At 33.3% G+C, this 26,079-nt stretch carries 12 protein-coding genes; 4 read left to right on the top strand and 8 right to left on the bottom strand.

The window, feature by feature from the left end; translation table 11 throughout:
* Positions 1-12: 12 nt before the first annotated feature.
* Both Q4Q47_RS02835 and Q4Q47_RS02830 read right to left on the bottom strand, forming a co-directional pair.
* A complete protein-coding gene (locus Q4Q47_RS02835; RefSeq protein ID WP_303305142.1) occupies positions 13-3,159 on the bottom strand; it encodes a SusC/RagA family TonB-linked outer membrane protein in 3,147 nt (1,048 codons plus the stop codon).
* Between the two features lie 148 nt (positions 3,160-3,307).
* Complete coding sequence (locus Q4Q47_RS02830; protein WP_303305141.1) at positions 3,308-4,768, bottom strand: DUF6242 domain-containing protein; 1,461 nt, start codon at positions 4,766-4,768, stop codon at positions 3,308-3,310.
* Positions 4,769-4,954: 186 nt separating this feature from the next.
* On the opposite strand from Q4Q47_RS02830, the gene Q4Q47_RS02825 reads away from it, so the two are divergent.
* The 3 genes from Q4Q47_RS02825 to Q4Q47_RS02815 all read left to right on the top strand — a co-directional run bounded on the left by Q4Q47_RS02825 (position 4,955) and on the right by Q4Q47_RS02815 (position 12,063).
* The gene (locus Q4Q47_RS02825) at positions 4,955-7,129 is read left to right on the top strand and encodes a tetratricopeptide repeat-containing sensor histidine kinase (RefSeq protein WP_303305140.1); all 2,175 of its coding nucleotides are present in this window, start codon (positions 4,955-4,957) and stop codon (positions 7,127-7,129) included.
* Positions 7,130-7,136: 7 nt separating this feature from the next.
* A complete protein-coding gene (locus Q4Q47_RS02820; RefSeq protein ID WP_303305139.1) occupies positions 7,137-7,805 on the top strand; it encodes a response regulator transcription factor in 669 nt (222 codons plus the stop codon).
* Positions 7,806-7,974: 169 nt separating this feature from the next.
* Positions 7,975-12,063, top strand: a complete 4,089-nt coding sequence (locus Q4Q47_RS02815; RefSeq protein WP_303305138.1) for an FG-GAP-like repeat-containing protein — start codon at positions 7,975-7,977, stop codon at positions 12,061-12,063.
* Between the two features lie 680 nt (positions 12,064-12,743).
* On the opposite strand, the gene Q4Q47_RS02810 is transcribed toward Q4Q47_RS02815, so the two are convergent.
* The 6 genes from Q4Q47_RS02810 to Q4Q47_RS02785 all read right to left on the bottom strand — a co-directional run bounded on the left by Q4Q47_RS02810 (position 12,744) and on the right by Q4Q47_RS02785 (position 24,600).
* The gene (locus tag Q4Q47_RS02810) at positions 12,744-13,985 is read right to left on the bottom strand and encodes a TlpA family protein disulfide reductase (protein WP_303305137.1); all 1,242 of its coding nucleotides are present in this window, start codon (positions 13,983-13,985) and stop codon (positions 12,744-12,746) included.
* 53 nt (positions 13,986-14,038) lie between these two features.
* Positions 14,039-15,202, bottom strand: a complete 1,164-nt coding sequence (locus tag Q4Q47_RS02805) for a TlpA family protein disulfide reductase (RefSeq protein ID WP_303305136.1) — start codon at positions 15,200-15,202, stop codon at positions 14,039-14,041.
* A 374-nt stretch (positions 15,203-15,576) separates the two neighbouring features.
* The gene (locus Q4Q47_RS02800; RefSeq protein WP_303305135.1) at positions 15,577-18,462 is read right to left on the bottom strand and encodes an alpha-amylase family glycosyl hydrolase; all 2,886 of its coding nucleotides are present in this window, start codon (positions 18,460-18,462) and stop codon (positions 15,577-15,579) included.
* An 82-nt stretch (positions 18,463-18,544) separates the two neighbouring features.
* Complete coding sequence (locus tag Q4Q47_RS02795; RefSeq protein ID WP_303305134.1) at positions 18,545-19,921, bottom strand: SusE domain-containing protein; 1,377 nt, start codon at positions 19,919-19,921, stop codon at positions 18,545-18,547.
* A gap of 20 nt (positions 19,922-19,941) precedes the next feature.
* Entirely contained in the window at positions 19,942-21,489 is a 1,548-nt protein-coding gene (locus Q4Q47_RS02790) for a RagB/SusD family nutrient uptake outer membrane protein (RefSeq protein WP_303305133.1), read from the bottom strand.
* A gap of 12 nt (positions 21,490-21,501) precedes the next feature.
* Positions 21,502-24,600, bottom strand: a complete 3,099-nt coding sequence (locus Q4Q47_RS02785; RefSeq protein WP_303305132.1) for a SusC/RagA family TonB-linked outer membrane protein — start codon at positions 24,598-24,600, stop codon at positions 21,502-21,504.
* Between the two features lie 343 nt (positions 24,601-24,943).
* On the opposite strand from Q4Q47_RS02785, the gene Q4Q47_RS02780 reads away from it, so the two are divergent.
* Positions 24,944-26,017 carry a LacI family DNA-binding transcriptional regulator gene (locus Q4Q47_RS02780; RefSeq protein WP_303305131.1) on the top strand — a complete coding sequence of 358 codons (1,074 nt, stop codon included), beginning with the start codon at positions 24,944-24,946 and terminating at the stop codon, positions 26,015-26,017.
* Positions 26,018-26,079: the final 62 nt, after the last annotated feature.

Genomic DNA, 26,079 nt, shown 5'->3' with positions numbered 1-26,079 from the left:
CTGTTATATATTTTAAAATCCAACATTTATACCAATACTATACGATTTTGCTTGAGGCATGGTTAATTCATCATACCCACTTATTAACGCGGAAGAACCAAAGGCACTTACTTCTGGATCTAGTCCTGAATAGTTTGTAAATGTTAATAGGTTGCTTCCTTGTACATATATGGAAAAATCTCTAAAAAATGTTTTATCTAATATTGATTTTGGTAAACTATAAGATAGTTTAATATTTTTTAGCCTTAAATACGAGGCGTCTTCCAAAAACCTATCAGAATCTCTTCCCGAGGTATAATCAACGCCTCCAAAAAAGCTCCTAATAATAGATGCATTATCAAATCGAGGAATATCTGTACGGTGCCCTGCAATTAACCAATAGTCTAACAAATCTGCACTTAAATTATTAGCATCAGTTGTTGTATAGGTATAGAGTAACGCTTTTGTACCATTATATAATTGGTTTCCTGATGAGAACGAAAAGAAGGCTTCAAGATTCCAGTTTTTATAAGTAAAAGAATTCGTAAAACCACCGTAAAAATCTGGTAATGCATCTCCCATAGGTCTTCTATACTGAGATGAATTAGGCAACGATGCTGGTGGTGTTTGGGTTTGTGTGCCATCAGGAAGGTTCCAAACCGGGTTTCCTGTCAAGGCATCTACGCCGTCCCAATCGAATAAAAAGAATTGACCGGCAGAAAGTCCTTCTTCAAAGTATTTATATCCAAATGTTGCTCCTGTTTCATCACTACCACCAAAGTTTAACTTTAAAATTTTATTGGTATTTCTTGAGATATTAAAGTTTGTAGTCCATGTAAAATCTTTGGTTTTAATGTTCTCTGTATTTAGGGTTATTTCAAACCCTTTATTTTCCATATCTCCAATGTTTTGATCCTGCAAAGCATAACCCTGATACCATGGCACAGCGGATTGGTAAAGTAAATTGGTTATTTTTTTATGATAATAATCTACTGTAAGATTTATTTTGTCATTAAACAAACTTAAGTCAAGTCCCAAATCGAGTGTTCTTGTTCGTTCCCATTCCAAGTCTGGGTTATTAGGTTGAATAACCTGTAATATCTGAGTGTCAAGATATTGAGGAAGTGTGTTGTTACCATATCTGAATAGCTGGTATTGTCCTTGGTTTCCATAATAACCTCCGACACCACTATTACCATCCACACCTGCAAAACCAATGCTTCCTCTAAACTTCAATTCGTCTAGCCAGGATACGTTCTTTAAAAAGTTTTCGTTAGATGCTCTCCAACCTAAAGAAAAAGAAGGAAAACCTATATATCTGTTATTTTTAGCAAATCGAGAAGATCCGTCTAAACGATAAGTAACTCCTGCTAGATACTTATGATCATATTGATAGTTTAACCTCCCAAAAACTGAAAACAATGCCCACTCTCTTAAAAGAGGGTCTGAAACATTAACAGTGCCTCCTTGGTTAATATCTAAAATATCGTCGTTGGCAAAATCACGTGCATCTGTGGCAAAAGACCATTCCTTAGAGGTTTCAAAACTTTGTCCTATAACACTATTAATGGCATGTACATTATCAAATACTTTTACAATGGTTGCCGTATTGTTTATGACAAACTTTTTGTTTTCAATCTTTCTAGATGTAGCATTTCCACCTACAATAGATGGTCTACTTATTAATCTGCTATAAGCTTCGGAATTATAATGGTCTATCCCAACTTCAGACTTTAAGGTTAACCAACCAAATGGTTTAACTTCGGCATAAATGTTACCTATAATCCTATCATCTTCCACTTTATTTATATCTCTATATGCTTGTGCTAAAGGATTATTTACAATTCCTGAAATATTTGGCTCTGCTCCAAAAAAGTAAGCTCCCGTATCATCTGTTTGAGGAATATTTGGCGCTTTTAAAACAGCATTTCTATAAATACTTGGTGCATTTAAAGCGGCATTATCTGAAAAATTTAAACTAGCGTTTGCTCCGATTTTTATATGGTCGGTAATATTATAATCAATATTTAATCGGGTATTGTACTTTTTAAAATCCTGATTAACAATATATGATTCTTGATTTAAATACGAAGTGCTAAAAAAATAATTTAGTTTATCAGTATTAGCAGATAGAGATACATTGAAGTTACTAGTTACACCAGTTCTAAGAACATTGTCTAACCAATTACTATCCTGTCCGGTAAACGGAAAGGAAGTGCCGTCGCTATAATTAGGATTGGATAACCTATAAATTTCGGAATATTGCTCTGCATTTAAAAGATCGGGTGTATCTATCGGGTCACTAAAAGTAGTGCTGTGATTAAAGCTAACTCTAGGTTTTTTTGAATGACCTTTCTTTGTTGTTATCAATATAACTCCAGCGGCACCTCTAGAACCATATATGGCAGTAGCATAAGCATCTTTTAAAACTTCAATGGATTCTATATCATTTAAGTTTAACATAGATAATGGATTTCTCTCAAACTCCGATAAATTATTTCTTAAAGGGTTTGAAACATTTGTTCCTCCAAAACCTATTCCCGGAAGAACACCTCTTTCAAAACCTGTGGTATTATTTGCTCTATTAGACCCATAAATAGGAACACCATCTATTACAATTAGTGGATTGCTGTCTGCACTTAAAGTACTAATCCCTCTAATGGTTATTGCTGTAGCACTTCCTGGAACGCCAGAACTTGATATGACCTGTACCCCTGATATTTTTCCTGCTAAGGCATTATCTATACTTACTATGGTCTTATCAATATCTTTGGCTTTAATAGATCCAATGGATCCAGTTAAATCTCGTTTTTCTTGAACACCATAACCAACAACGGTTACGAGATCTAAAGTTTCCAGACTCGCTTTTAAATAGATTGTGATTTCCTTTTCGTCTACCACTTTATACTCTTCAGTTCCATAACCTAAAGAAGAAATCATTAATATATCTCCAATATTCACCAATACTGAAAAACTACCATCAAAATCTGTAGCGACCCCTTTTGTGGTGCCTCTAACCAATATTGTTGCTCCTAAAATAGGCTGATTATCTGCTTCATCAAGAATCTTTCCACTGATTTCTATTGATTTAACAGATTGCGCTTTTACAATATCTTGTGCAAAAGATGATGATGCGCAAAATAAAATAGCACTTATTATACAAATTATGTTTTTAATCATTTCTTTATATTTTATTAATCGATGATTATAGCTATGTAGTAATGAAACAAAAAACTGTCTTTAAATGGAAAATGCGAAGTATAAATTTTGTTAAATAAAGTAGCATACTTTACATTTTCCACATTACTTATTACTATACGTAGATTATTTAGTTTAGTTTATTTAATTTACCTGACCATATATCAGTTAAAGTACTAAATTCAGCTTTTCCGTCAACTACAGTAGTTGTTTGTCCACCTATAATAAAGATATTTCCTTGAGCATCGACAAAAATATTAGAATTACATCTTGGAGTAAAAGTGTCTGGTAGCGCTTGAAATGCTTCAACTAAAGCCCAAGTAACACCACCGTCGTCAGATGTTAAAATTTCAGAAGTACAAGTGCCATCGGCTAAGGCGCCTCCAAACATCCATAACTTGTCATCATAAGCTACAACGCTTGTTCTCATTCTGGCAGAAAAGGCACCATCAGATACCAGCGTCCAGGTAACACCATCTGTTGAAGACCAAATATCACTTAAAGGAACACCTTCTAAATCCAATCCTCCAACAATATGCATTTTCCCTTCATACATGTATGAACCTGCATATGTTCTTCTTGTCATTTCTGCTGTGTAATCGTCAGTTAACTCAAAAGTAGCACCATCATCTGTAGATATTAATGTTTTAGAAGCGATTGCTGCTGCTGGGGTATAGACTGCATCTGGCTTGAAACCTTCAAGATTACTAAAAACTGCTTGATTACCTCCAATACCATAGATTGTACCATCTACAGAAAATGAAGGAGTCCTAACTGAGGCAACAGATTCTGGTCCAAAAAAGCCTCCTGTATCTATCGCTAATGCTCCAGTTACTTTTGTCCATTCAATACCATCACTTGTTGTATATAAATCTGAGGTTAATCCTTTTTGAAAAAATTGAGGATCTCCAATTCCAAAAGGATCAAGTAATTCTGCAAACCCTACAACATAAGCAACACCATTTTGTACAATAATATTATGATCTGAACCCGTTGGAAAGTCTCCCGTTGGTGTTTCTTCTGTCCAATTACTCCCACCTGTAGAACTATACAATTTAGATACTCCAAATTTCCCTTCTTTTCCAACAATTAGAAAGTGCTTACCGTTAAGAAAGAAATATTTCTGGGAGCTTAAATCTACATCAAATGCATTTACGCCTACTTGATTCCATTGTACTTCTTCTGGATTTACTTGAGATACTTTTGCTTTAACCGTATATGTTCTTTGTGATACACCATCTATGGCTGTTAAAGTATAGATAACATCATTTGTAAAATCATTGGTGGTTACACCACTTATTTGTTCAACACCATTTACAGTTACTGTAGAGCCTTTAATAGCAACAAATGTTGCCGTTAAGTTACTGACATCAAATTGATATGGTAAAAGATCATCATTTTCTATGACATAGGTACTTTGATCCACACCAAAAGGGAAATCGCTAAGTGATTCTTCTACAAATCCGAATTGAATCAGACCAGTTAAATCTGTTTGAGGATCATCGTCATCTTTATCACAGCTTGTTGTAAACAGTAGTCCAAATAATAGTACTAATGAAAATAGATACTTTAATTTTTGTTTTGATTTCATAATGTTTAGTGAAATTTTAGATAGTTATTAGTTTAGTCTTTTTTAACCTTCTGTTATTAAACAGGTTATGTTGTGACAGCAAACTTATACCAGAAGACTAAAAAAAACATAGGGATAATTCCTCATTTTTTTGATTTACCAGAATATAATGAATATTCCGTTATATTTGTTGCTACCTAATAGCAAATGAAACCACGTAAATACATTCTTGTTTTTTTCATAGGCTTTTTTTTATTGGCTATATTCTCGTATGGGCAAAAACAGAAAGACTCTCTTTCTGTTATAAACGATATTAATACTCTCAATTTTAACTATTCTCAAAGCATAAACAAGAATCCACTTAAAAGCTTAAGCTACGCTAAAGAGGCTTTTTCATTCTTCGAAGAAACTGAATCGAATGCATTAAAGTTTAAGGTAGCAACAAACTATATAACAGCCCTTTTTATAAATGGACGTTATAAAGATGCTTTGTTGATTCTTAATGATATTGAATTTTTAGAAGTAGAAGAAAAGAGCAAAGCCTTATACTTTACACTTCGAGGCCTGGTTGAAAACGACTTAAACTATATATCACAGGCTGAAGAATCCTATAAAAAAGCTTTAAAACTTTATATAAAGTTAAAGGATAAAGATAATGAGTTTACCATTTTAAATAATTTAGGGTTACTCTATAATAATATTGGGGACTACAAACGATCTTTAGAGTTATATTTAAACTGCTACGATATTATAAATGATTTGAAGGTTAAAGTTGATCGCTATAAATATTACATGAATATTGGTACTGTTAGCTATAATTTAAATGATTATAATGATGCTATTGAATCGTTTACAAATGCTTTAAATGAGGCTACTAATAATAACAATACTTTTAGGGTTTTTAGGGCTCAAGAAAAAATGGCGCAAACCCATGTAGATTTAAATAAATTAGATATTGCAATAGAACACTATAATGATGCGCTGTTAGGGTATCGTCAACTAGGATTAAAAAAAGAAGAGTGTACCATGCTACTGCATTTAGGCGATATTCATTATCTTAAAAATGATAAAAACATTGCTTTTAATAATTATAGTAAAGCTCAACAAATTGCTTCTAAATATGCATTTTTACAGGAAGGTTATCGAGCATCATTAAACCTAGCAATTTATTATAAAGAACAATCAAAGTTTAATGAAGCTCGTTTATTTTATAGAAAAGTCATTAACAATGAAAGTCATATAGTAAACCTTAACGTGCTAAAAGATGCTTATAAAGGCTTATATGAAATTGAAAAACAAAACAGAAACACTTTACTTTCGTTAGCGTATTTAGAGAGCTATTTAAAATATGATAATGATATAAAAGAGATACAATTAATAACTCAAAAAGAACAAACTCAAGTTCAGTATTCCCTTAAGCAAAAAGAGCGGGATCTAGAAAAATTAGAAATTGACTTTGCTCTAAACGATTTAAAATTAAAAAATAAACAACAACAATTTCAAGGGTTAATTATACTATCAGCTTTAATTTTACTAGTTCTTATTTTAATACTACGATCCTATATTCAAAACAAAAAAGCTCAAAAACTTCTTTCTCAACGAAACGAAAAAATTAATTCTCAAAACGAAAAGTTAGTCTTGATAAATAAAGAAATAAAGGCTCAGAGAAAAGAACTTCATGGCTTAAATAAAATTAAAGATCAGTTGTTATCTATAATAGCTCATGATGTTAAAAGCCCTATGACCGATCTTTACAACTTGTTATTTATTTTAAGACATAATTTAAATACCATTCATAAAGATGAATTAAAGAAAAACTTAGCTGTTATAGAATCAAGCACAAGTAATCTGTTAAACCTTTTAAATAATCTTTTAAATTGGACTATTAGCCAGTCTTCGGGTGTTAAAGTAAAAAAAAGTAACCTTTCTTTGATTGATTTGATTAACACGAACTTAAAATTAATTGAAAGCTCGATTGTTGCTAAAGAATTAGTTGTTAATTTTTCTCCAGATGTGAAACTGAATTTTATTAAATCAGATTTAAACATTGTAGATTTTGCCTTAAGAAACATACTCTCTAATGCAGTAAAGTTTACCAATAAAAAAGGAACTATAAATGTTGAAATAATAAAATCCTTAAACGGTTTAACTGAAATTAAAATTGCTGATTCTGGCATTGGATTTAATGAAGATATACATAATCTTCTGATAAAAAATACTGAGAGGGTTCCTGCTGCATTAGGTACAAATGCAGAAAAAGGTTATGGTATTGGTTTATCTTTATGTAAAAAAATGCTTGCTGAAATAGATTCACAAATTATTTACGAAAAAAATGAACCTTCTGGGTCTATTTTTATTTTACAATTAAATCCACTCAATTAAAAAAGCCATGGAAAAACTAAAAGTACTTGTTGCGGACGACCACTATATTGTGCGTTTGGGCTTAAAAATTCTTATTAACTCTTTTGAAGGATTTGAAGTAACACTTGATGTTGAAAATGGACAGGAAGCTTTGGATAATATTGAAGCGGTAGATTATCTTATTCTGGATCTCGAAATGCCTGTTGTAAATGGTGTGGAAGCCTTAAAAAGATTAAAGCAGAATTACTCTGAAAAGAAAGTGGTTTTACTTACCAATTGTATGGATATTCCAACCCTAATTAAAGCAAAAAAATTAAAGCCTAATGGGTTTTTATTTAAAGATGGGATGCATGAAGAAATTAAGATATGTTTAAATGAATTAAAAAAGGGGAATTATTATACAGGCAGAAATTGCAAAGCCTTTTTTGAGAGACATAAAGAAGAATTTATAGATGTTGAAAACTTAATAAGAAACCTTAGTGAACTAACTAAAACTGAAATAAAAATACTTTATAAAATATCAGAAAATTTGTCAACTTCTGAAATAGCTGAAGCACTATTCAATAGCCCAAAAACAATTGACAATCATAGAACTAACATTGCAAAAAAACTTGATGTTAGTGGTTACAACAATCTGCAAGCTATCGCTATTAAAAACAAATTACTTATTGAATCATTGTATAATTCAACGGAATAGTTCTTCAATATAACCTACATTCATTTAAAAATAGGGAATTGTCCTTACATTTTTTTTTACACTTTCATTTAAGTTTGTTGCCTCTAAATGTGTAAAGTATGGAAATATATGAAGCTTTATTAAAGCAATATGTTTTTTGGTGTGTTTAGTTAAAAAGGAATAAATAATCATGAAAAAAATAGTCTTCCTATCCATTTTCTTAATATGGAATACGTCAATTTCGCAAACTTTTCAAAGACTTGACCAAGCTTCAGGAATAGATCATGTATTTGATGAATTTGGACATATGGGTGGAGGCTGTGTTTTCTTTGATTATAATAATGATGGTTGGGAGGATCTCTATTTAACTAGCGGTCTTTCAAAAGACAAATTATATCGTAACCTTGGAAACGGAACATTTGTAGAAGTCCCATCAGCAGGGTTTGAAATAACTAAAAACTTTTATACGACAGCTGCTGTAAGTGGAGATATAAATAATGATGGTTATAGAGATCTTTTCGTCACCACTTGGAATGGAAAAGGAAACTTAGGAGATTTTGAAAGGAATCTTCTTTTTATTAATAATGGGAATGGTACATTTTCTGAAAGAGGGCTCACGTCTGGTTTACTAGAAAAAAGTTTTACTATGGGAGCTTCTTTGATAGACTATAACAAAGATAGTTTTTTAGATATTTATGCCGTTAATTATATTAAAGAACGTCGTTTTACCTATAACGCCGAGGGAGAAATTACCGGGTTTGATCATGATTGCTTTGAAAACCTGTTTTACGAAAATAATGGCGATGGTACTTTTACCGAGAAATCAGCAGCATTGGGTATAGACAACTCGGGTTGCGCTTTAGCAGTAATACCAACAGATTTCGACCAAGATGATGATCAAGATTTATACATTGCTAACGACTTTGGAGCATACATTCTCTCTAACGCATTGTATCAAAACAATTACCCAAACGCTTCTTTTTCTGATGTTTCTAGCGTATCTCAAACCAACGTTGGCATTTATGCTATGGGAATTGCTTATGGCGATATTGATAAAGATTCAGATTTCGATTATTACGTAACAAATTTAGGCAGAAACGTACTTCTTGAAAACAATGGGAGTTCTGTGTTTTTGGATATTACAGCAAATGCCGCTGTTGAAAATACAAATACTTCAGAATTTGGTGGCAATGCATTAACAACTGGCTGGGGTACGGCTTTTTTAGATATTAATAATGATTCCTGGTTAGACTTATTTGTTGCCAATGGAAGAGTACCTTCATCATTTTTACCCACCGGAGAGAGTGATCCTAATAAACTATATTTAAATAACGGAGATTCTACATTTTCAGACATCTCAACAAGTGCCGGGATTGATGACCCTCGAAGAGGACGTGGTATGGCTTATTGCGATTTTGACAAAGATGGTGACCTTGATATCATGGTTGTTGTACAGGAGATGAATGGCGATTTAAATTCCAAATCAACTTTTTTTGTAAATCAACTAAACCCTAATAATTCTAACGATAAAAATTGGGTGCAATTTAATTTAGAAGGTGTTAGTATTAATAAAGATGCTATGGGGGCTAAAGTAATTTTAACCGTTAATGGCGAAAAATTAATTCAAGAAGTGCATGGTCAAGGGAGTCACTGTAGTCAACACTCTTTAGTTTTACATTTTGGTTTGGCCGCTAATACCGTTATAGATAGTGCTGAAATTATTTGGTCTTCATCCTCAAAACAAACATTTTTAAATGTTGAAACAAACCATAGATACATTCTTAAAGAAGGAGATTCCACACTACAAATAGATGAAAACATTTTAATAAGTGGATGTACAGATCCTAATTCATGTAATTACAACCCATTAGCAACACTTGATGATGGTAGCTGCGAATATTTAGCTTCAAACGAAATTTTAGGAGCATCGCAATCTGCATTTAACAAAATAGAAACTTATAATTATACACCAACTACTATTGGTTCTCAACTTAAGTGGACTATAGAAGGAGGTGAATTACTTAGTGGTCAGAATACTAATAGTATTTCAGTAAAATGGGGATTACATCAAAAGGGGAGTATATCAGTTGTAGAAACTGATGGCAACTGTAATAGTTTAGTAAATAATCTGGATGTAATTTTAAGTGTAGCCAATGTTTCAGAAAACATTTCTGTCGCAAGAATTTGGAATGAAGCATTACTTGAAGCTATAAGGAATGATTATGCACGTCCTACAGTACATGCTAGAAACCTTTTTCACACATCGGTAGCTCTTTATGATGTTTGGGCCGTTTACAACAAACAGGCTAAACCTTATCTATTAGGAAATAAAGTCAATAATTTTCAAAATGAGTTAACAGACTTTACACCTGCAGAAAGCCATGAAGTCTCAATAAGAAAAGCCATGAGTTATGCGGTTTATCGTTTATTAACGCATCGTTTTCAAAACTCACCGGGTGCCGAAGAATCTTTAGCGCGATTTGACATGCTTATGGAACAATTAGGTTACGATTCAAGTTATACGTCAACTTCTTATCTTACTGGTAATGCGGCTGATTTTGGAAATTATGTAGGTCAGGTACTCATTAACTACGGTCTTTCAGATAATTCAAGAGAGTCAAGTGATTACGATAATAGTTTTTACGAACCTGCAAACCCGCCAATTGTTCTTAATCCATCAGGGCAAGCGACTAACATAACAAACCCTAATCGTTGGCAACCATTAACTTTTAATACATTTATTGATCAAAGCGGTAATTTAATTCCGGGGTCAACCCCAGAGTTCTTAAGTCCGGAATGGGGATCTGTGTCCCCATTTGCATTATCTAGCAACAAAAAAACAACTCGCCAAAGAAACGGCAACGATTATGTGATGTATCACGATCCGGAAATGCCACCGCAGTTAAATACAGAAACACAAACAGTTTCTAATGAGCAATATAAATGGAATTTCTCTTTGGTATCTTTATGGAGCTCTCATTTAGACCCATCAGATGGCATTTTATGGGATGTCTCACCAAAATCTATCGGGAATATTGACATTAATTTATTTCCAAAAAATTTTAAAGATTACCCTAACTTTTATGACACCATTGATGGTGGTGATATTAGTATTGGACACAGTATAAACCCTGTTACGAACCAACCCTATGAAACGCAAATGGTTCCCAGAGCAGATTACGCAAGAGTTCTAGCCGAATTTTGGGCAGATGGTCCAGATTCTGAAACACCGCCAGGTCACTGGTTTACAATTCTTAATTATGTAACAGATCATACGCTTTTTACACGAAAATTCAATGGTGAAGGCAATGAATTAAACCCACTTGAATGGGATGTAAAAGCGTATTTTATTTTGGGAGGTGCGCTTCACGATTCTGCCATTACAGCTTGGGGAATAAAAGGATGGTATGATTACATAAGGCCAATTTCTGCAATAAGGCACTTATGTGAACTAGGACAAAGCACCGATGAATCATTAGCAAACTATAATCCAGCAGGAATTCCTTTAGAAAATGGTTTTATTGAAGTTGTAGAAGCAGGTGATGAATTAAGTGGTGCGAATAATGAACACGTTGGAAAAATAAAAGTATATGCATGGCGAGGTCATGACTTCATAAATAATCCAGAATCAGATGTCGCTGGTGTTGGTTGGATTTTAGCAGAAAACTGGTGGCCTTACCAAAGGCCTTCTTTTGTGACGCCACCTTTTTCTGGATATGTATCCGGGCATTCTACCTTTTCCAGAGCTGCTGCAGAAGTGATGACATTAATAACTGGAGATGCTTTTTTTCCTGGTGGCATGGGAGAATTTATTGCTAAAAAGGATGAATTTTTGGTTTTTGAAAAAGGTCCCTCCGTGGATGTGAAATTACAATGGGCAACCTATCGTGATGCTTCAGATCAAACAAGTCTTTCTAGAATTTGGGGAGGTATACATCCGCCTGCAGATGATATTCCTGGTCGTTTAATTGGTGAACAAATAGGTATTGATGCTTATAACTTTGCGATTCCCTATTTTTCTTCAGATTCAGATCTTTCAGAGAAAGATATTCTAATTTATCCAAACCCAGTTACTAACAATCAGGTTTATATTAAAAATACCTTGGCAACAGACGAATTTAATCTCTTTGATATTCATGGCAGGTTAATACAAATAGCTAGCAACCAATTTAATTCCTTAAACAATACGACATTATTAAAACTTCCAGAAACGGTTGTAACTGGATTATATATTCTTAAAACAAGTAATACATCTAAAATTTTAATTGTTAAAAATTGATATTGAACTCATCTTGACTTTTAATGTTTAACCGAAAATGAGATAAAATTTGTCCATATTAGGCACTTTTTGAAAGGCATAGCATCGCTACGAATAATAAAAGTAACGAAATACGGGCGAATTTTAGCCATTTTTTAGGAAATAGAAAAAGTCAAGATGAGTTCATTTAATAGATCCTGATTTTAGTTAGTTTAGAATACTGCGCCTACGCTTAGCATAAACTTAGAACAAAAGGCTCAACCTAATATCTGTATTAGTGCTTTGTATTATTAAAATTGGAACTCATCCCTTCTTGAATTTTACTACCGTGCGTAATATCATCTTTAAAAAAGACAAGAATCTAATACCTTACGGTTTATAGATTGGACTAAGCATGAACACGAATCCTAGTCTTTAAAGGCTTGAAATCTGTCCATAAACAGATTAATTAGTGAAAATCTGTGTCTAACTTCTATTATTTATTTCATGCGTTAATTATTTGTGTCCATAGAGTAGTTTTCAAAAGAGAGGATAATTTCGATTTAATTGAAGTTAGAGAGCGTAAAATTGAAGTAGATTAACGGTAGGTCTTCTAGACACTGTTTAAATAAACTATTTATACCCCTTTTCAATTTAACGTATAAAAAAAGTGTGCTAAAATAAAAATTAACACACTTTTACAACTGCTATTAAAAAGTAACCTAGAAAATTTCTTTCAGTTTTTTTGTTAGTTTTTCACCTCTCAAATTTATTGCTACAATTTTACCCGTAGAAGTATCTATCAGAAAATTAGCTGGAACTCCTGTAACGCCATATAAATCTTTTGGCCCTGTTTTTGTTCCCATTCCGCTATCTATCCAAGGAAGGTTTTCTTCTTTTGATGCTTTTTCCCATGCCGCTTTTGAATCGTCAATAGTAAATGAAAATATTTCAAACCCTTTTTTATTATATTCAGAATAAGCTTCTTTCATATGTGGAATTTCTGAGCGACAAGGTCCGCACCAAGAAGCCCAAAACTCTAACAATACAAATTTATTTTCTTCTCTTGAACAAACTTCTTTAAGAGAAATAGCTTGTTTATCTAATGTTTCTGTATAAAAAGAGTTCATATCACTTCCTACTCCAACTCTACTTTTTGCAGCTCTTGATTTTCCAGCATTAATTGCTTTAAAAATAACATCCTTAACCCGAGTATCTTTTACATCAATATTGATCAATGCTTTATATGTTTCTTCAGTCCATGGACCTCCATAAGCAGCACAGTCAAGCATCATTAACAATATTTCTTTATCCTTATTAGTTTTAGCAATTTGAAGGTAATGAGCTAATTCAAAATCAATCATTTCTCCTGAAATTCGAACAGCTTCGTCATTCACTTTTGTTTTTTCAGCTTTAGTTTTACTATTATAATCTGCATAAATTTTTCCATAACTCTCTTGTAACTCTAAAAATTCAGGTGCCGATTTATAAGCAAAAATAACATCATTAAATCTTGTATCTCCACCAGTTATAGAGAAAATATTTGGTCTATCGCCTAATGTCATTTTAAAGTAGCCAGAAGAAAGAATAAAATTCATGCCTTTCATAACACCCATGGTGCTACCTTGTTTGTTTTTAGCGCTGATATAAATGTAAACGTTTTGAGCTCCACTAATTTCACCTGATATTTTGAACTTTCCTTTTGTAACTGGCCCCTCAGCATATACTATTTCATTAGAAGCTGAACCTCCCATAGCCATCATCATTCCACCTCCGCCAGTCGATGCTTTTTTAGTTTCTGCCTTTTTTGGATATCCTACAATTTTAATTGTTCCTTCGGTATAGTAACTAGTCAAATCACCGGTTATTGTAAATGCTTTCCCATCGACACTATCTTTATTATTATCTGCAAATACAGTAGCAAAGGAAAAAAGTAATGGTAATATAATTTTAAATAATTTCATTTTTTTGTATTAATATGTTTAGTGATTTTAAAAAAAATCTAAATGCTGATTAATTAATTAAAGACTTCCTTTAATTTTTCTTGCAAAGCTTCTCCTCTTAGGTTTAAAGCCATTACTTTGCCTTCTTTATCTAATAAAACCATATAAGGGATTCCGGAGAAAACATAATCTTTCATAATTTTCTTAGAATCTTTTGCTAATAATAAAGTGCCTTTAAGATTGTCTTCTTTAACAGCTTTTCTCCAAGCATCTTCCTTTTTATCAATAGAAACGCTTACTACTTCAAAACCTTTATCTTTATATAGTTGATATTGCTTTTGCACATTAGGAGATTCTTTTCTACATGGTCCACACCAAGATGCCCAAAAATCTATTAAAACATATTTTCCTTTAAAAGAATTAAGAGATACTTCATTTCCATCCATATCTGGAAATGTAAAATCGGGTGCAACTGCACCAATTTTAGTTTTATTTGAATCTTCTATTTTTTCTAACAAATCTGCCTTGGCATTTTGAATGTATGCTACATTTGGAAATTTTTCAGCCAACGCTTCATACTGCTCAACCATATAATTTTGATGCCTTTTCCAGGATAAACTCTGTATCGCTTTTACAACCGTAGGATAGTCACTATACATGGCAATAATGTTTTTAATATCGCGTTCATAAACATCGTGCATAACATCCCAGCCTTTAGCAGCATCTTCTTGCCATGCTTTGCTATCGGACAATGATGCTCTGTATTGCTGTTGCCCTACAGCTATCATATATTGATAGTTTTGATAACGAGCCCAATGCAATGCGTTTAATGCGTTATTTTTTTCACCACCTGCAATATGCACATGCGGCGGATTCTTTATTTTAATTTTTGCGGTATCTATACCTCTAAAATTAATTTCTAAATCTTCATCATCGGCATAAAACTCAACGCGTTGTTGTTTGTATACATCCAGTCTGTAAAATTCAGGGTTCTCAACTTCTAAATCAAATGAATAATTGTTATTCGAATCTAACTTGATTTCTTTAACTATTTCATATTCATTTTTAAATTCATCAGTATCTTTTATCTTATTTAGTGTAATACCAAATTTATCATTAGCATCAGGGAATTTTACATGTCCTTTTATTGTGATTTTTTGTTCTTGTGGCTGTTCTTGAGATTTATTACATGAATAAAAGCTCAAAATTATTAATGCTAATCCAATCAGTTTTTTCATTACGAATATAATTTTACCTATTAAAAAATGTATTTATTTCTTAGGGTAAAACTATCATGTTGCATTAAAATATATATAAGGAAGATTCCTCATTTTATATTTTTTAATAGAAAATTCACATTTAGCTTATCAGATATAATTGACGATTTTAGGGAAGTAATCAAAAAGAATTGCCCGGGATTTTAACTCGAAGTTTCCGTTGAAATTGTCATTCCGGTGCTTGTTTCAATTAATTGAATATAAAACAAGCAAAAGACCTCTATGGATTTGTCATGAGGGAAGTTCGTTTCAATAAACTCTTTGCTTTTCACTTGTTACACTATGGAGTGGTTTAAACTTTTTCGATTTGACCGAAAAAGTTTAAACCACTTCTATTACAATTTAACCATTTTCATAGTGTTCTGTTTCCCAAGTTGATTTGTTGTTTTTACTAAATAAAGGCTTCGTGATAAGTTCGATATGTCAAAAGATTGACCTTTATAAAAATGACCTTCATACGATTTTATTAGTTTTCCGGTCATACTGTAAATATGTAGTGTATTTATATTTTGATTGATTGAAAAAGAGTTTTTAACAGGATTAGGAAGTATTTTCAGGTCATTGCTCTTTTCAAAACTATTTGTAGATAGCGTTGAACCTTTATTTCCGTAAATTCTAAATTCACCCGGAGGCAAATCAATAGAAGTTGTACTGCCGTCAATTGTAGTGTTTCCAGAATCATCCATTAAATCGTACCAGGTTCCTGAATAAGGGAAATTTGGATTTATATTTTGATTTGTTACTGAAAAGTTAGCAACTATGATAACATTTTTAAGCTCAGAACCACTTGTGTTTTCATTACCTGTATAAATACTTATTCTAGGGGTTTGAGTTCCCGAGGTTATATTATAATCACCTTCAAAAACAGCTTCGTTAATTTTTAAACTATTAAGTCTCGCCCAATCATTATAGATTTTATTTCTATTATTATTGGCAAGCCAATTGTTTGCCCATTGAGGCTGAGGTTTGGTATCAAGTTTGCAATCACCATCATTATTGCCGTCATAATCAGAATTAACAACACCATTAGAGCAGGTCCATATAGAATCGTCCATACCCAAATCTGCAAAATGCCATAACATTTTGGGACCCGGAATAGGAATTGTTACAGCGCCAAGTGCAGACATTCTTTTTAAGGCCGTATTTAAATCACGTACATTATGAGCTGGGTTTGTGTTAATCCCGAATGCTGTCATTTCATACATGATTCGATCTTTATCATGACTTTCGGGATAACCTAATGATCGTTTTTCTGTAAAACCGTGAGCCGTATGTCCCATACGATCAAAGTTAATATTGCTTGATTGTCCTTGAGCTAAATTTTTATAGGCAGTCCACATTTCACTCCACATCATTATTCCCTTAGGAATGGGGTCTCCAATTCTATAATTAGCCCATTCTTGTTCTTCTGTATCGCCCCCTAAATGTTCGAAAATAACATAGTGTGTTTCATCTAAACTCCAGGAGTAATCAGCATAGTCTTTTAAAATAGCTACACGATCTGCTTGATAACTATTGGTACAACCCTCGTCTCCAGAGGAACAATTTTGTGTGAACCCTTTAGTTAAATCCCAACGGAATCCATCAATCTTGAATGCTTCGATCCAATGTTTAACGACACGCTTTGTATACACCTTAGTAAAAGAATTAGAATGGTCAAAATCTGATCCTACATTGTATGAATGTTTAGCGGTTTGGTTAAAATAAGGGTTTTCAGAGCTGGGTTCTCCCCAACCATCACCATCAGCATCATTCATCCATAAACGTACCATTGGGTTTCTGCCAAAAGCATGGTTTAAAGCAATATCTAATATAACTGCAATACCATTTTGGTGACAAACATCGATAAGTTCTTTAAGTTTTTCTTCAGTACCATAAAATTTATCCAATGCCATATGATAAGCCGTATTGTACCCCCAACTTTCATTACCCTCAAATTCCATAACAGGCATTAATTCGATGGCATTAATATTTAAGTTTTTGAAATAGTCAATTTTATCTATAATGTCTTGAAAATTTCTATCGGCATCAAAATCACGAATTAAAACTTCATAAATAATTAAGTCTTCTTTTTTTGGTTTTGAAAAATTAGTGACTTGCCAATTGTAAGGCGTTTGGTTAGTTTGTAATACGGTTACTTCCCGCTCTTGCCCAACAGGATATGCTGGTAAATTAGGATATGTCGATGCTGGAATAGAAGGGTCGTCAAAAGGAGATAAAACTAATGTCGAATATGGATCGGCAGTTTTTACCAAAGCAGGCGAATTTGATATAGGTGTTTTATCAACTGCCCAGTATTGATACGTTTCAATTTGCCCAGAAGTTAAACCGGTTAATGTAATCCAGAATTTGTTATTTCTAGATGGGTCACGCTTCATAGCATATGAAGCATTAGGCTGCCAATTATTAAAACTACCTGCGACATAAACAAAATCTTTACCTGGCGCATAAAGTACCAAAGTAGCTTTTGTTGGATCGCTTTCATCATAAGTGATGCCATCTAAGTAAGTTTGTGGCATAATACTAAAGTCGCTGCCTGGGTCCATTAAAACAGAAAATGATTTGGTTTTCGTGTCCCCGCCTACCGTAATTTCAAGAACATAACTTTTATTAATAGTTATGTTCGTATCTGTATAAGAATAAGATGAAATACCTGTTTGAGTGTTTATAGTAGCTCCATTTGCTTTTAAAACATAATCGGCATTGCCACCTGTATTTGTGGCAGAAATACTTAAATTATCACCTGAATTTAAAATAGTTGTTGAGTTTGATGGTGCCGTTAAAGACACTTGAAATAAACCGACATCGGCAAGATAATCTTCAGATTGCTTATTTCCAGATCCATCTTTGGCTTTTATAAGAAACCCAATTCTGCCAATTCCAGTTCTACTGTAAAATGTAGTAGGAGTGAAGGTTATTGTATAGTCATCTGTACCTGAGTTGTAAGTTAAACGGTTGGCTTCGTTAGAGTTTGTCCAATCCCCATTTGTTGGGCAATCTTGTAGATTTGTCAAATTAGAATCGAAGGACCAGGACCATAAATAAAGCGCATTGTTAGTGACTCCCCAGGCTGCTTCATCTATGGAAGAACCTTCAAAAGTTATGGTTATACTATTTGTTTCTTCAAAGGGGTTTGGAGAAATAGCATAGGTGACATCTTGTTTTTGGGCATGGCTAAAAGCACAAAAGAGAAAGAGGAAAAGTATTGTAAATTTTTTCATAGCTATGGTTTAAAAAAAGAGGCTGCACTATGTCAATAATACAACCTCTTTATAATATTCAATATTTACATAATAGATATGCTTATTGTCTTTTTCCTAACAGGTATTTAGGTCCGTCAGGATCATTAAAATCTATACTAATAACATAGTTTCCTGCTGTAGAAGCAATATTATTGTCTGCGTCGGTATCTAAAATATTATCAGCATTAGCATCTCCGTAACTAACATCCCAGGCATCGTTTTGACGGAATTTAATTTCCCCATCTAAAAGTGTAATGTTTTCTGCAAACCATACACCTGGTTGGATTTCTGTTAAGGCTGCATCCGGACCATCATTACCCCAATCGTTAAAACCGGAACCAACAACACCATATACATTTGAAGACTCAATAGTATAAGTATTATCATTCAGATTTAATGTTATTAGATAGTGTCCGGCAGTTGAAGCAATATTGTTATCTGCATCTGTGTCTAAAACACCATCACCAGTAGCATCTCCAAAGTTTACATCCCATTTGTTATCCATTCTGAATTTAATTTCACCATCAAGAAGTGCTACACTGGTTTTAAACGTATCTGTTGTGTAATCGTAATAGAACTTTGCATCAGGTCCATCATTTCCCCAGTCATTAAAACCAGATCCTACAATTCCCCAAGAGAAAGGTTCTATAGTATAAGAATTATCATTAGTATCTATGGTGATTTTATAATCGCCTGCGGTTACAGCAATATTGTTATCAGGGTCGGCATCTAGAATACCATCTCCATTAGCATCACCTAAATCACCTCCCCAAGTATTATTCTCGCGGAATTTAATTTCACCATCTAATAAGTTTACATAAGATACAATAACGCCTGGTGTAGAAGTTGTATAAAAAGGAGCATCTTTTGGTCCATCTGCTGCAGCCCAGTTATTATAACCTGAACCTACAACACCCCAAGAAGCTACTTCAAAAGCACCACCACCACCACTAACATCTTCAGGTAGTACAACTGTTAAAGTTTGAGGATCAGAAAAAGTTTCTAAGCCATTATCCGTTCCTACAAAAGCTTTTATTCTAAAATATAGGCTTCCAGTGTTTGGTGCTTCAGTATTTGGATCATTATCTAAGCCTGCAGCTTCAGCAAAACCTAACATTTGCCCAATAGTTATAGCGAGTTCATTACCACCTGTAGAGCTAATCATTGTCGCATCTGTAAAATCTCCTAATATGGAGTTTTGAAGCTCATAGGTAACATTTGTTGGAACATCAAAATTAGCATCATTCCATGTAAAACGTTCTCCTAAATTGTTTGATGCTGCAACGGTTAATACGTATTCATCTAAGAACGAATTAGAGAAATTTATGCCTTCAGTTGGTTCTTGAGCAACGAATACTAAGTCATCATCCTGGTCACATGAATTAAAGCCTATTAAGGCAATAATTAAAAGTGATAAAAGTTTTATGTTATTTTTCATAATTGTTAGTTTAGTTTTTTTTAAAATCCTGGATTTTGGGTTAAGTTTGGATTTGCTTGTAAAGCGGATGAGGGGATGGGGTATAAGTTATAATGATCTGGAATTGAGGTGCCATTTATTACACCACCTTTCCAAGGCCATAAATATGACCCACCTGTAAACATTCCAAATCTGATTAAATCTGTACGTCTATGACCTTCTAAATTTAATTCTCTGGCGCGTTCATCGATCATAAACTGAAGTGTTAGTTGTGCTTCAGTTATGGTACTGGCATTGGATCGTGTTCTTACATCATTAACATATTGTACAGCTGTGTTCATGCTTGTACCTGCAGCGCCTCTAATGGCACATTCTGCATACATTAAATAAGCATCTGCCAATCTAAATAAAGGAAAGTCTGTACTAGAAAAGCTGGATGCTAATGTACTACCTGAAAAACTGGAGTTTCTGAATTTTACTGATGGGTAACCATCTGTCCATTCTTTATAATCTGTCATTTCAAAATTATGCCCAGTAGTCCAAAATAAGCTAGCTCTTACATCGGTAGATGTGCCCAGATCTCCAAATAAACCATACCAGGCTTTAGACGATCTGTGACCTCCCCAACCTTCGGTAGCACCAAATTGTGCTAAAGGTGTAGTGTCTGCATTTAAACTACCATTAACAATATAAGTGGTGTTTCCATAACTTTGGCTTACCTGAGAATCAGCAATGAGCGGTAAAATAATTTCAGTGGATGTATTATTATCAGCTGAAAATATACTCACAAAATCTGTAGCCAAACTATAAGGACTATCTGTAATAACTTTGTTTGCATAGGTTGCGGCATCAGCATATCTTGCTGTACCAGTATAAACTTCTGCGTTTAAGTATAATTTTGCCAGTAGAATTTGAGCAGCGCCTTTGGTTGCTCTACCATAAGTGTTTGTAGTTGATAATAAAGGTTCAATAGCCAGAAGTTCAGCTTCAACATAATCAAATAATTCTTGTCTGGAAGCTTCTGGAAGTGATTCGGTTTGCCCGAAATTTTCTTCGGTAGCAAGTACACCTTTACCAAATACATCTATTAAGTAAAAATTAGCTAAAGCTCTAATAAATCTAACTTCAGATGTGATAGCATCTTTATCCTCTACATTAACATTTGGTAATATAGAAAGTAAGTTATTACACTGTGGTATGGTAAAGAATATTCTATTATATAAATATCTAAAGAATTTATTTTCAGCCGTCCAGTCACTGGTGGTTGTTAATTGGTCTAAGCCATTATCACCCCAACGATTTTTCATAGCATCTGCAGCAAAATCCTGAAGGTTAACAATACCTCTTAAAAATGGGGATTCTCCGGCATCATCACTAATATCTGAACTACCAGGACCATCTGCACCAGATAGCGCAAAGGAACCATAAAGTCTTGACAAAATACCTTCAACAGCTTTAGGATCTTGGGCTAAAAGCTCATCTAATGATAATTCTATTTTAGGTTCTGCATCTAAGTCGCTTGTACAACTAAACAGTGTTGTAAAAACAACTATGAAGCCTAATAGTAATTTTAATATGTTATTTTTCATAGTTTCCATAGTTTAAAAGTCAATATTTACACCTAAATTATACACAGTTGCTCTTGGGTAAAAATCATTATCAATTCCTATGAAATTCTCAGGGTCCTGTCCTGAGTAATTAGTAATTAAAAATGGATTGTTTACAGCACCATAAATTTTAAGTGTTGCATTTTTTAAGAGATTTGTTAAGGTGTGACCTAAAACAATATTTTCACATCTTAAAAAAGAAGCACCTTCTATAAAATAATCAGAGTATTGAACAGGGTCTAAAATATCTGTAAATACGGCGTTAGCATCACCTGTAAAAAAGTTTAGTGAGTTAACAAAGAAAGTGCCATCTAGGGATTTTGCATTGTCGATGGCACCATGAGTTAATCTTCTGGAGTTATAAATTTCACCATCTAACTGTCCTCTAAAGCTTGCGCTTAAGTCCCAGTTTTTATAATTCATATTAATACCAAAACCAAAGGTCCAGTTAGGTTGTATGGCTCTGTAATATCTATCTGCTTCTGTAATTCTACCGTCATCGTTTAGGTCTACAAAAGAACCTAAAATAGGATCACCATCTACATCATAAACCTGTTTAAGTACCCATGCAGAACCTGCTTGTTCTCCTAAAGCATGTCTTAATAAAATATTTCCTGTTCCTATAGCTAAACCACCATCTGGAGCATTTATTTGTTCGGCACCTTTTAAGTCGGTAACTTCAGTGAAATTATAAGACAAGTTTCCGTTTAGTGATAAATTAAAAGTGTCATTTTGTACTGGGTTTAGGTTTAAATTTAATTCGAACCCTTTACTTTCCGTAGCCCCTACATTTTGAATAACCTGATCACTCAATGCTTGTCCTGGTGGTACATTTGTTAATACTAATAAATCAGTGGTTTCTCTTTTATAGATATCGAAAGATCCAGATATAAAACTATTTTTAAAGAAGTCAAAATCTACACCTAAATTATAAGTGGTCGTTTTTTCCCAGGTTAAATCTGGATTAAATTCTTTAGCATTGTATAAATTAACTCCCGTAATGTATTGACTTTCTGGAGATCCAATTTCAAATAAAGGAATAGAAGGGTAAAACCCTACTTGTCCGGAAATATCCTGTTGTCCGGTTTCTCCCCATCCTAAACGTATTTTAAAGTCGTTTATAAATGTCACGTCTTTTAAAAATGATTCTTCTTTAGCTTTCCAGGCTAAGGCAGCAGAAGGGAAGTAGCCCCAACGGTTTTCTTCGGTAAAGAAAGAAGATCCATCTGCTCTAAAGGATGCAGTAAGCAAATATTTATTGGCTAAATTGATATTAGCTCTACCAAAGAAAGACTGCAAATTCAATTCATTAAAAAATCTGTTATTTGGGTTTAAAGGATCTATGTTTGGAATTCTAACCCCAGTTGAAGGGTCGTTTTCAAATTCATCTTTATTACCGTCATTTTTAAAATTTTGATAAGAGTACCCTCCTTGGATATCAAAATTATTGATAAAGAGACCATCAAACTCTTTGCGATATGCTAAATAAGACTCCATAGTCACATTTGTAATATGTTGTCTTTCTCCATAGCTTTTACCGGGATTGAAGATATAGGTGCCATCTACAGGAGCTCCATTTACTTTAGCATAAGCATTAATAGCATTTTCAGAAAAAGTTTCTTCTATTTCAGCTCTTGAAGCTTCTAATCCTAGATTAACAACAGCACGCAATTCCGGTAAAAAATGAAATTTATAGTCTAATTCTATATTACCCAGCAAACGCTTTACTTTTTCAGGTCGCATTCTTTGTAACAATACCCCAAGTGGGTTACCAGAACCTGCTTTAGCATTTGGGTCGTTTGGGTTGTTTGAAGCTTGTAATTGTTGATAAAACCCTCCAAAAATAGAATTAGCATCGTAAATAGGTTTTGTAGGATCCATAGATATGGCACCACCTAAAGCGGCACCTTCGTCTACTGCGTTTTTGTCAACAGAAGTTCCTTTAGCATTAATATCTATTTTTAAATGATTGTCAAACAATTTCGGAGATAATCTTATAGATGCCGTAACTCTTTCATAATCATTTGTTTTTACGACACCTTCCGTTTCATTATAACCTATAGAAGCTCTAAAAGGTATTTTCTTAAATAAATTAGCTCTTACCCCAAAGTTATAATCTTGGGTAACAGCTGTTCTATAAATGGCATCTTGCCAATCTGTATTATACACAGCTCTATCTCCACTTGGTGTACTAAAAACTCTAAAAGGCTCATCAGTATCTACCGATCCAACTGGAACACCAATGGTTCCTATATCGTCTGGAAAATAAAGATTGGCGAATCTTAAGAATTCGTTACCATCCATAACAGGGATTTGCTTGCTTGAGCTTATACTGCTAATAGATGTTCTGGCAGAAAAATTATATTTTGCTTCTCCAGAAGTTCCTTTTTTAGTTGTGATAATTAGAACACCATTGGAAGCTCTGGATCCATAAATTGCAGTTGCCGAAGCATCTTTAAGTACACTAAAGCTTTCAATGTCGTTTGGATTAATAAGACTTAAAGGGTTGCCCACACCAGCTATACCTCCGTTATCCAAAGGGACACCATCTATTACTATTAAAGGAGCGTTGTTTCCTGAGAGTGAAGAACCTCCTCTAATTCTAATATTTGGAGCAGCATCTGGTTGTCCACCAGCACTTGTAATTCTTACACCGGCTGCTTTACCTTGTAAAAGTTGATCTGGGGAAACAATGGCTCCTCTATTAAAATCTTTTGAAGAAACGACATCAACAGAACCTGTTAAGTCTTCTTTTTTTACGCTACCATAGCCAATAATTACTATTTCTTCAAGCAGAGCAGTATCTTCAGCTAACGGTATATTTAGTGAAGCTTGACCAGTATATTGTATTTCTTGTGCTTTGTAGCCAACATAAGAAAACACAATAATATCTCCATTGTTAACTTCAATTTTATAATTTCCATCAAAGTCTGTAGTGGTTCCGGTTGTTGTCCCTTTTATGACGACATTAACCCCCGGAAGCGGGATAGAAGTTGATTGTTCTGTTACCGTTCCTTTTAGCGTATTTTGACCAAATATATATACCGGTAAAACAAGCATGAAGAACAGTAATTTTTTAGTGAATGATTTCATACAATTTTGTTGAATTAATGTGTTAGTTTGTCAATTTATATTTTCACTCCTCAGTCCAAAGCTATGTAAAGAAATTGTAAAGAGAGAATTATAAATTACGAAATTCTTAGCGAAAACGTTTTCGTGTTAACAACTTTTCAATATTTATTGTTTTAAGTGATAAAAATTCATAATATTTATACTAAGAAATAATATAATATCTTTATAAATTCGTAAAATAATTATGGGGTTTTTTAAAGTAAATTTTATGCAATGAAACATCCATAACTAAAAGTTCAATACCCAAGGACAATGATTATATGGATGCTACATGTGACAAATAAAAAACAATAGATATAAACACATGAAACGAAAGATAACACTTAAGCAAATTGCTCGAGAATTGGATGTATCTATTTCTACTGTTTCTAAAGCACTTAGTAATAGTAAAGAAATAAGTGAGGATACCACCAAAAAAATTCAGGCATTTGCTAAACTGTACAATTACAAGCCCAATAATATTGCACTTAGCTTAAAAAACAGAAAGACAAAAACTATAGGTATTTTAATTCCGGAAATTGTCCATCACTTTTTTTCAACAGTCATTCGGGGTATCGAGTTAATAGCGAATAGGAGAGGATATAATGTTATTGTTGGATTATCAAATGAGTCTTTTACTAAAGAAATTATAAATATGGAAATGCTTGCCAATGGTAGTATTGACGGGTTTATTCTTTCCATTTCTAAAGAAACGTTACTTAAGCAAGATTATCACCATTTTAATGCAACCATAAATCAAGGCATGCCTATTGTCATGTTTGATAGAGTTGTAAATGAAGTAGATTGCGATAAGGTGATTGTAGATGATTTTAATGGTGCGGTTAAAGCGGTTAAGAAACTAGTTGGTAACGGCTGTAAAAATATAGCACTCATCACCACAATGGATTACGTAAGTGTGGGTAGATTAAGAACTCAGGGATATTTGGAAGCATTGGGAACTAGTGGGATAGATGCAAATTCTAATCTCATATTAAAGATTGATGATAGTTTGGATGTAGAGAATCATTTGGAAGATTTAGAAAATGAAATCGCTCAGTTTTTTAAAATAAATGAAAATATCGATGGTGTTTTTGCAGTAAATGAATTGTATGCAGTTACTGCTATGAAGGTAGCAAGAAAGTTAGGATTAACGATTCCTGATGATGTACAAGTTATTGGCTTTACAGATGGCGTATTGTCAAAACATGCGACACCAAGTCTGACAACTGTGAGTCAGCATGGTCAAAAAATAGGAGAACAAGCTGCAAATTTATTAATAGATAGATTAGAAGCCATAGATGCTGAAAGTGACCAGTATTTCACGAATGATGAGAGAAAATCTGATTTTATAAAAGTGGTTATTGAAACCGAAATTATTGAAAGAGAATCAACTAAATAATTTTTTTTATTAGGAAAAAATAAAATCTTTCATATCTTTGTTGCGAAATCAAAACTTATATT

It is taken from the genome of Flavivirga spongiicola, assembly GCF_030540825.1.
Lineage (GTDB): Bacteria > Bacteroidota > Bacteroidia > Flavobacteriales > Flavobacteriaceae > Flavivirga > Flavivirga spongiicola.
This window is presented reverse-complemented; position numbering and strand designations above follow the sequence as displayed.

Bases quoted from the DNA above. Each gene is read 5' to 3' on its own strand.
- Q4Q47_RS02835 (WP_303305142.1), bottom strand. From the start codon at position 3,159: ATGATTAAAAACATAATTTGTATAATAAGTGCTATTTTATTTTGCGCA.
- Q4Q47_RS02830 (WP_303305141.1), bottom strand. From the start codon at position 4,768: ATGAAATCAAAACAAAAATTAAAGTATCTATTTTCATTAGTACTATTA.
- Q4Q47_RS02825 (WP_303305140.1), top strand. From the start codon at position 4,955: ATGAAACCACGTAAATACATTCTTGTTTTTTTCATAGGCTTTTTTTTA.
- Q4Q47_RS02820 (WP_303305139.1), top strand. From the start codon at position 7,137: ATGGAAAAACTAAAAGTACTTGTTGCGGACGACCACTATATTGTGCGT.
- Q4Q47_RS02815 (WP_303305138.1), top strand. From the start codon at position 7,975: ATGAAAAAAATAGTCTTCCTATCCATTTTCTTAATATGGAATACGTCA.
- Q4Q47_RS02810 (WP_303305137.1), bottom strand. From the start codon at position 13,985: ATGAAATTATTTAAAATTATATTACCATTACTTTTTTCCTTTGCTACT.
- Q4Q47_RS02805 (WP_303305136.1), bottom strand. From the start codon at position 15,202: ATGAAAAAACTGATTGGATTAGCATTAATAATTTTGAGCTTTTATTCA.
- Q4Q47_RS02800 (WP_303305135.1), bottom strand. From the start codon at position 18,462: ATGAAAAAATTTACAATACTTTTCCTCTTTCTCTTTTGTGCTTTTAGC.
- Q4Q47_RS02795 (WP_303305134.1), bottom strand. From the start codon at position 19,921: ATGAAAAATAACATAAAACTTTTATCACTTTTAATTATTGCCTTAATA.
- Q4Q47_RS02790 (WP_303305133.1), bottom strand. From the start codon at position 21,489: ATGAAAAATAACATATTAAAATTACTATTAGGCTTCATAGTTGTTTTT.
- Q4Q47_RS02785 (WP_303305132.1), bottom strand. From the start codon at position 24,600: ATGAAATCATTCACTAAAAAATTACTGTTCTTCATGCTTGTTTTACCG.
- Q4Q47_RS02780 (WP_303305131.1), top strand. From the start codon at position 24,944: ATGAAACGAAAGATAACACTTAAGCAAATTGCTCGAGAATTGGATGTA.